Source organism: Agrobacterium sp. SORGH_AS 787 (assembly GCF_030819035.1).
GTDB lineage: Bacteria > Pseudomonadota > Alphaproteobacteria > Rhizobiales > Rhizobiaceae > Agrobacterium > Agrobacterium larrymoorei_B.
This window is the reverse complement of sequence record NZ_JAUTBG010000001.1, coordinates 1,220,795-1,228,974: the sequence shown is the minus strand read 5'-3', so window position 1 is coordinate 1,228,974 and position 8,180 is coordinate 1,220,795. Positions and strand designations below refer to the sequence as shown.

Genomic DNA, 8,180 nt, shown 5'->3' with positions numbered 1-8,180 from the left:
TATCTACTCAGTTTCAACGTTCAAAGACAGGAAGAAGCTCAATTGCTGATCGTCAATTTCCTGTGCAAAAGCGAGACCATAACCGTCCACCACGGTATTCCTGATCACTGCGTCCATGCGAATGGATTCCGCCTCGAGACGAACCATCCCGTCGTTTCGGCGCATGATGAATGTCTGATTAGGTTTGAATTTCAGGCCGCCCTGCGAAATTTCCGTGACATGTCCACGAATCGTCGATCCATCTTCCAGAAAGTGGATAGAGGCCGGGACGCTGCATTCGAACCTCTCAAACCGTCTCCGGTAAGATTTATTCCGCAACAGCGCCTTAATAGGATTGATCATCAGGCCCACTAAGCAACTCCTTTTTCAATGGTCGTTACGGTGTCGCCATCAGAGGAAGTGGAGCCTTCCTGAAGTAATTGCGACAGTTTTCTGATGGTCGCGACATCTTCAGTCCTCAACCGCATCGTTGAAACGAGGTGCTTGAAATCAGCGACCAGCTCTTCCTGCTGCTCCGTCACAGCATCGCGAACCCGGTTTTCAAAGCCTTTTCTAACACGCCCATCGATGGATCGAAGTTGATCGCTAACCTGCGAAAGGCGCTGGACAAGCTCATCAATCGTGCTCTCGACCTTTCCTTCATGTAATGCGCTTTTTTCGAGGAACAGACGGTTCTCGGTAAACCGGGCATCGAAAGCGGCTTTTCCCTTCATGAGAAGGGCGCTAAAATCTCCACTCGCCTCCAACATGCTCTGGCGCAGCTCTTGCAGCCCCTCGGCCATCTGCGTCTGCCTCAGCAGGCTTTCCTCCAGCACATTGACGGCTCGGCTCAAACTCAGGTCCAGTCGCCGGTCTCTTTCGGAAGCTTTTTCCTGAAGGCGTTCTAGCTCTTCTTGCATTTCGCCCTGACGCTCGATCATCCGGGATGTCGCAAGAACTGTGTTGCGCGCAACATTGAGTGCTGCGGACCAGCTGGTGGAAATGGCAGCGGCGTCTCCTTCAACCGATGTTGCGACAACGCCATTACTCTGAGGGGGAGCGTCAATCTGAACGGTGTTGCGCAACCACGTTTCAAAGTCGTGCTGGAGATGATGGGCAGCTCTGGAGTCAAACTTGCCAAGTACACCGATCACAAGAGAGCCTATAAGGCCGAAGAGAGACGCGCCGAAGCCAGTCGCCATACCTTCCAGGGGTAGCTTCAGGCTTTCGATCAGATTGGCAATGGCACCTGCTCCGCCATTGCCGGATAGGTCAAGGCTTCCAAGAATTCCACCGACCGACTCAAGTGTGTGCATAAGGCCGATGAACGTACCAAGCAGACCCAACAAGACCATCAGAGCACCAAGATAATGCGTCATACCCTGACGCTCATCAAGCTTGGTCTCCAGGTCTGAGACGAGGACTTGCATCGTGGCGGGCGGAATACTCAACGTGCCATTGCGCAACAACTCAACGTATATAAGTTTGTGCGCTGTGCCTAAAGCCGTCGGCGGATTGTATATTACATTTGGCTTGGTCATGCGTTCGCTGACGATACGACGATGATCTTCAGGTTCAGAACGCTCTCTGCGCGCATCCTCATAGATTTGTTTGAGCGCAGATAGCGCGACGAACTCGTTCTTCAGGCCGAACGTTCCCCGAATCGTATTATAGAAACCGAATATAGCTGCCCCGAACAGCAGAGCGAAAATATAAATATCAGCTGATGCGGCCTGGATCACGAAGTGGTGCTGCCAAACGGCAATAGCCACGATCACAGCAATCAGGATCAACTGCTTGGCTAATTCCACTTTAACGACGCGGCTACTGTTGTCCGCCTGCCCTTCACTCCGGTTACTCATCTTCAGCCTCTACACTCATCGGAATTCGACTCCAGAAGTAGCAGCAAAAGGTTAACAGGAATTTTCAACTAAGGCAGAACTGCAGTCGTCGGCCTCATTCCTTACCTTGATCAGTCGTCCTGACCATCAATACTCGGCCACTAACCGAGTATAGTCTTGGCGGCCTCGAAACCTTAGTCGCGAAAGGCCGCAGCTGGATGTTCCAGCCGGTAAAGTCCGTTACTGTCCGCAGACTTTCTAAAAAGTAATCGATGACATTCGACCACTCGTCTTGGATTGTCTAGGCGGTTAGATCGCCTTAGATCTATTCATTAGAGGTAATTTAATTTTGAGTTCTCTAATGCAGCAGCTTATGAGGCGTCGACCCGCGTTGCGTCGATATGATGGCGAGATCGATCAAAGCACGGATCTCGCGTCATTGGCGAAAGTCAGGTTATTAAAAGATACTGAGTTGGTCGACCGGCTGAGATGCGCCGTCCATTTTGACTTCATTGCTGTCATCGGGCTCGATGTTGAAGGATATCGCCTAGAAAATTTCACGTCGATCGACTCGACCCTTCCGCCGGCGTTTGTGGAAACTTATACCGCAGAACGACTCTACATGACTGATCCGCTGATAGCCCGCGTCCGTGAGACCGGAGACGTCGTGCAGGATAGCGATATTGGCGGTATCACTTCTACAAGGCTTCGGTATCTCTTGCGGGCACTTAGGGTCAACAACCGCGTTCTGTTTCCTATCGGGCCGACCTCTAACATATTTGGCGCAGTGATGCTGGCGCGCGAAAAAGTGTTTACCGCGGACGAGATATACTTTGGTTCTGTGGTCGCTGAGGCCACGCATCAAGCGGTAACGGGTCCGATCATGGAGAAGTTTGGTGCGTCCGCATTAAAGCTTACTAAGGGTGAACTTCTATGTCTGCAACATGCCTATTTCGGATTGACGAGCGACCAAATTTCTCAGCGAACTGGGTTCCAGCGGGAGACGGTTAACGCATATGTAAAAACAGCGACAAAGAAACTGGGCGCTACGAATAGGACTCGTGCTATCATAGAGGCTTTACAACGAGGCCTTTTGCAAGCTGGATGAACTGCACGATCATCAGCAAGACGAATTATTCTATTTTACCAATATAACTTTCGAAAAAGACGTCGCTATCTTGGTAAATGCTGCTATCAGATCCTGAGGAGTGGACGCGTCGAAATTATACTGGGGATTGGAAGCACAGTCAGCCATTGCTTTTCGACCTTCGTCTTCAGACACCATGAAGGACACTGTGAATACGTCTATTTTTTTTGAGCGGGCATAAAGACATAAAGCCTGCATGTCAGAATAGGTTTTGGCGAGTTGGGTTTTGCTTGTGGCATGCACATGCTGGCCCGTGCTCTTGTCAAGAATCAATGTGTTGGCACCGTCGGTCATCAGGACCATTACCTTTTTCGGGTTTACATTGTCCTCACTGAATGCTGCGCCTTCCGTAAAAGGCCGCGTAGGAGACAGGACATTGATACCCCACACCAACCCTGCTGGAATGTAGGTCTCTGGCCTGTAATCACCGACCTGGACCACCATTTTCAAGATTTCCGTGCGAATGAGGTCAATCGCACTGGTAAGAGGAATGATGGGATTTAAGCAGTTTTGCCTCCAGTTGAGCAGACCTGGATAGGGGATACTCGGCGATTCATCACTCAGATGAAGTGCATTTGAGGTTCGCGACCCTACGCAGCCGTACCACTTATAGGGAATCGTATCTCCGCCCACACATTTCCTGTACGGAGTGATGGGTATCGCTACGCATTGCCACTCGGTGCAATCATATTTCTCCGGGATGCCATCAACAACACGCGTACAGAATTTCTGAGGACCTCGTGTGCATTCGGTTTTGGTTGTCTCCATCCAACAGGACTGAGGGTTCGTAGCTAGGTAGTCTTGGCGAACAGATACCCAAGGTTGATATCTGTTCTGCACACCGACGTTAACATAGTCGGCATAGGGAACGAGACCTATCTTCAATCGCCCTTTATTGTTTTTCTCAGCAATAGCGACGAGGTTTAGCGCTGCCTGTTTCAACGCGGCAAGTTTTTCACCGTTCATCGACCAAGTGTTATCTAGGACCAGCACCACTTCCACGGCTTGTGGACCTGTCCGTTTTGCCTGTGCAAAGATGGTAAAAGGCATAGTTTTGATGCTTACGAACTTCATAAAAGTCGTTGGAACTTCGCCGTTCGCCTCGACGGACACCAGGTTTTTGTTCTTGTCCACCGAAAATGCAGTCAGCCTAATTGCGGCGGCATCCGACGACTGACCGTTCTTAAGATACTGAGCTGCAATAGTTTTAAGATCAACGACACTGTCCTTAACGGAAGCGGCAGCAGCCAAGGTGGCGGCGTCGACGATTACCTGCGCATTCGTCCTTGCGCTCACAAGACGGCTGATATCTATAGCACAACCCGCTGCAATGATGAGACAACTTAGCAAAACCGCCGAAAGAATCGCGAATGATCCCGCCTCATGGCGGACTAGGTTAGCGCCCAGTATTCGTAGGGCCTTCGAGCCGCGTGCGGCTTTGAGGATTACACGGCGCACTCATCAACCTCCAACACGATCTAATCCAAACGTCCTGATGATAGTGCCGATCAGAATTTTGAAAGCCTTGCATGCTCATTAAGGCTAGTATCTGCACCATCACGCGCAAAAACGACTTGATAATTTGGCAGCATTATTCCGGAAACAAGCATCCGGCCAATAACTCCGCTGGCTTCTTATACAGAATAGAATAGATTTCTGAATAGAATAGACTATCCATCTACTCCATTAATTAGATTCGATTATTAATGTAAAGTTAATCTGTAACCTGACTGAAAAGAAATAACAAGTCTTGGCTTATTGGCGAAGCGCCAGATCCATGGTGTTTACAATCGGCGAGAGTATGTAATTTAAGACAGTGTATTGACGGGTCATCATATCGACATTTGCCATCATACCAGGAATGACGGGATGCTTTTCCCCAAGAACATTCGGAGCGTTCAGCCGTACGCGGAAATACGCATCCTTATCCTTTTCTTTGACGACATCGGGTGATATCTCGACGACCTCTGCAGGCAGCGCGCCGTAGACTGAATAGTCGTACGCTGTGATCTTTACGACAGCTTTCGTTCCTGGCCATATCTGGGCTCGATCTTGCGGAGAAAGCTGTGCCTCAATAGCGATCACGTCGGACGTTGGGACCAGCTCCATGATCGGCGAGCCCGGCGCAACAACTCCGCCGACTGTATTGATCATCATTTTATTGACAATGCCGGCAACAGGCGCGCGAACCTCCGCCCTTGAAGCTCTGTCCTGTAATCCAGCGATGGACGCGTGCAATTGCGCAATTTCGGTTAGTAACTTGTTTTTCTCCTGCGCGGCCTCGGATTTCACCTTCAACAACGCCGCTGTCCGCTGACGTTTAGCTTCACTAAGAGCGGCTTCCGTCTGCGGAATATCATGGTTGAGGTCGTCAATTTTCGTCTGGTTTTCCTGAAAAGCGCTCATGGCTTGAAGCATTTCGCTCTTGGATGCTGCACCCATGTCGCGCAAGTCGCTAACGCCTTTCAATCTTTCGGCTGAAATCTCGCGTTCCTTCAATTGGTTTTCAAGTCTCTGACGATACCCTTGCAAGGCAATTTCTTGCTGGCGAATCTTATCATCAAGCAACAGAAGCTCTTCAACGTGCTGCTGTTTCTTTTGCTGGAAAAGGTCGAGTTCATTTTGAATCTGGGGCGAGGAACTGAGGTCTTCCGGAAAAACAATTTCCGAGGCATCGGAAATCTCGGCCTCCAACCGCGAGACCGCCGCACGTTTCGCATTCAAGGTGGTGATTGATTGCTCCAGATTGGAACGGGCGACCGCATCTTCAATACGAACCAGGACCTGATTCTTCTCGACTTTATCCCCCTCCTTCACGTCGATCTCGGATACGATGCCGCCTTCGAGATGCTGAATGATTTGATTTTGGGTGAAGGGAACAACCATCCCAGTACTGCGCGCAACGCCAGTCAGCGTCGTCAGCGAACTCCAGACGAGTAGAGCCGCCGTTCCAACAAACAACACAACGATGAGCGCACGATGGGTTTTAAACTCGTGATCCGTTTCGTCAACAGAATCCGTGCTGCGTTTGGATGAAGATCTGATTGCGAACATTCTATAGGCCCTAACAAACTTGGTTAATTTAATCATGCCATTTGTTAAGTAATCGATAACAATAATGAAGTAGACTTTTCTTATTCGGAGAGCCTAAAAATGACGTTGGACCAGACTAACCTCAACCCACAGACATCAAGTTGTCACCTGCTGGACGTCGGAGAGCCTGCGATGGCGGCCATGGACAGGGTCGGGTCCAAGACGCCAAACCCGCAGCTCGTTTCGTTGGCACTCGATGACATCACACCGGCGATGGCTCCGTGTGTTCTTCTATTATCGAATGGAAGAGGGCTCGCGGTGAGGGGCGTGACGGCTGATGGCGTATTGGAAACGATCGGGAAAGATGGTCCGGAACATTTTCGTCGAGAAGCGATAGCGCATGCCTATGTGGGATCAATCATCAGCCTTTCCCGACCATCAGAGAACACATCGCGCTCGGAAGCACCGCCGGTGGTCTCGGACACTTTTGACATCAGCATGAAAACGATTTTCCGCGATGTCATCAAATCGGGAAGGGTAATCGAATTATTTTTGGTCGCTATCCTATCCAATCTTTTCATCTTCGCATTGCCGTTGTTCAGCATGGCGATCTATGACAGAATTATTCCTCACCGTGCATATGAGACATTGTGGGCGCTCACACTTGGCCTTCTCATCGTCCTGATCATCGATCTGACCAGCAGGCTCCTACGAAATAGGGTTCATGAGGCAATCGCCTATAAATTGAACGTCAAGAACCAACGGGAGCTATTTTCCCGGATTCTTGCAACCGATCTCGATCACGCTCCAAAGTCCGCCAGTACAATCTCCAGTGCATTGTCCGCCGTCGAAGCGGCATGTCAGCTTGCACCTGCTTTGCTCGTCGGACTTCTGGTCGACATGCCATTTGTGGTCCTTTTGTTTCTTCACATTGCATTCACAGCCAATTGGGTCGTCGTCGTTCCGATTTTCGCGACCAGCATCATCGTTTCGGCGAGCGTGGTTCTGCATGCCGCAGCACGACGCGCTTACGCCGCGACAGTGAAGAACAACGTGCAACAGACGATGCTGATCGAGGAGAGCGTAAGCGGCTTTGCAACGACGAAGATAACCACGTCCCAATCATCGGTTTTTACGAACTGGTACCGGATGATGGGAACCCTTTCCAAAAGCTCGATGTCTGGCAGAAGTTCGACAAACCTCTCTGGCCAGATTGCCAATACGGTCATTCAATTAAATACGGTCTTCGCCCTTGTGATCGGCGTATTTATGATCGCGAGCGGCTATATGACAGTTGGCGCACTGGTTTCAGCCGTGATGCTGAGCGGGCGCGCGCTTTCTCCCATCATTGCATTCGTGACAGGCTTCATGCGCATGTCGAGCCTTGTCGAATCGCTTGCTCTGGCAAGACAATTGGCAAACTTACCCCCCGAGCAGCCCGGCGATCCGAATTTTTCGATGCCGTCGTTAAAGGGTGCAATCAGTCTGAAATCCGTCGAAATGCGATATCCAGAGGCTCCCGCGGCATCGCTTCGCAATATCGACCTGCAGATACAGCCGGGCGACAAAGTGGCGATCATAGGCCGTATCGGTTCGGGTAAGAGCTCATTGGTGAAGCTTCTGCCACGGCTCCATCTGCCATCCGACGGCAATATCGTCCTTGAAGGTCACGACATACGGCAATTTTCACCCGATTTTCTCAGAAAAAACATCGCTTACATGCCGCAGGACTGCGACCTTTTTGACGCAAGCATTCGCGACAACATCCTGAAAGGCATAGCGGATGTCGATGAGCGCGCCTTTGCCGAAGCGGTTAAGGTATCTGGGGTACAGGAGATCGTGGCAACCCACCCGGCAGGTTACGATCTACAGGTAGGGCGAGGAGGACGCCGGCTTTCGGGAGGTGAGCGACAGGCGGTGTGCCTAGCACGCGCACTGGTGCGCAACGCGCCCATTCTTGCGCTTGATGAACCGACATCGGCAATGGACAGCCAGATGGAGCAGGCCGTGGTTGCACGCCTTAAGCCGTTCATCGCAGGCAAGACGTTGATCGTCGCCACACATCGCACACCGCTTCTCGCATTGGTCAACCGTGTTATCTGGCTGAACAACGGTACGATTGTCGCTGATGGCACCCCTTCGGACATTATCGCGCAAGCCTCCAGAGCAGCGTAAAAAGG

6 protein-coding genes are annotated in these 8,180 nt (G+C 50.9%); 2 read left to right on the top strand and 4 right to left on the bottom strand.

Annotated features, from left to right (window positions below):
• Window positions 1-3: 3 nt before the first annotated feature.
• Both QE435_RS05410 and QE435_RS05405 read right to left on the bottom strand, forming a co-directional pair.
• On the bottom strand, window positions 4-342 hold the full coding sequence (locus QE435_RS05410; protein WP_309770620.1) for a PilZ domain-containing protein: 339 nt from the start codon (window positions 340-342) through the stop codon (window positions 4-6).
• Between the two features lie 8 nt (window positions 343-350).
• Window positions 351-1,841, bottom strand: coding sequence for a hypothetical protein (locus QE435_RS05405; RefSeq protein ID WP_349040525.1), 1,491 nt, complete (start codon window positions 1,839-1,841; stop codon window positions 351-353).
• 340 nt (window positions 1,842-2,181) lie between these two features.
• On the opposite strand from QE435_RS05405, the gene QE435_RS05400 reads away from it, so the two are divergent.
• The gene (locus QE435_RS05400; protein ID WP_309769878.1) at window positions 2,182-2,928 is read left to right on the top strand and encodes a helix-turn-helix transcriptional regulator; all 747 of its coding nucleotides are present in this window, start codon (window positions 2,182-2,184) and stop codon (window positions 2,926-2,928) included.
• A gap of 30 nt (window positions 2,929-2,958) precedes the next feature.
• On the opposite strand, the gene QE435_RS05395 is transcribed toward QE435_RS05400, so the two are convergent.
• Complete coding sequence (locus tag QE435_RS05395; RefSeq protein WP_349040524.1) at window positions 2,959-4,425, bottom strand: pilus assembly protein TadG-related protein; 1,467 nt, start codon at window positions 4,423-4,425, stop codon at window positions 2,959-2,961.
• Window positions 4,426-4,722: 297 nt separating this feature from the next.
• Window positions 4,723-6,021 (bottom strand): HlyD family type I secretion periplasmic adaptor subunit, encoded by a 1,299-nt coding sequence (locus QE435_RS05390; RefSeq protein WP_309769876.1) that lies wholly within the window; start codon window positions 6,019-6,021, stop codon window positions 4,723-4,725.
• Window positions 6,022-6,498: 477 nt separating this feature from the next.
• Between QE435_RS05390 and QE435_RS05385 the strand changes: the two genes are divergently transcribed.
• A complete protein-coding gene (locus tag QE435_RS05385; RefSeq protein ID WP_349040523.1) occupies window positions 6,499-8,175 on the top strand; it encodes an ATP-binding cassette domain-containing protein in 1,677 nt (558 codons plus the stop codon).
• The last annotated feature ends 5 nt before the right edge of the window (window positions 8,176-8,180 follow it).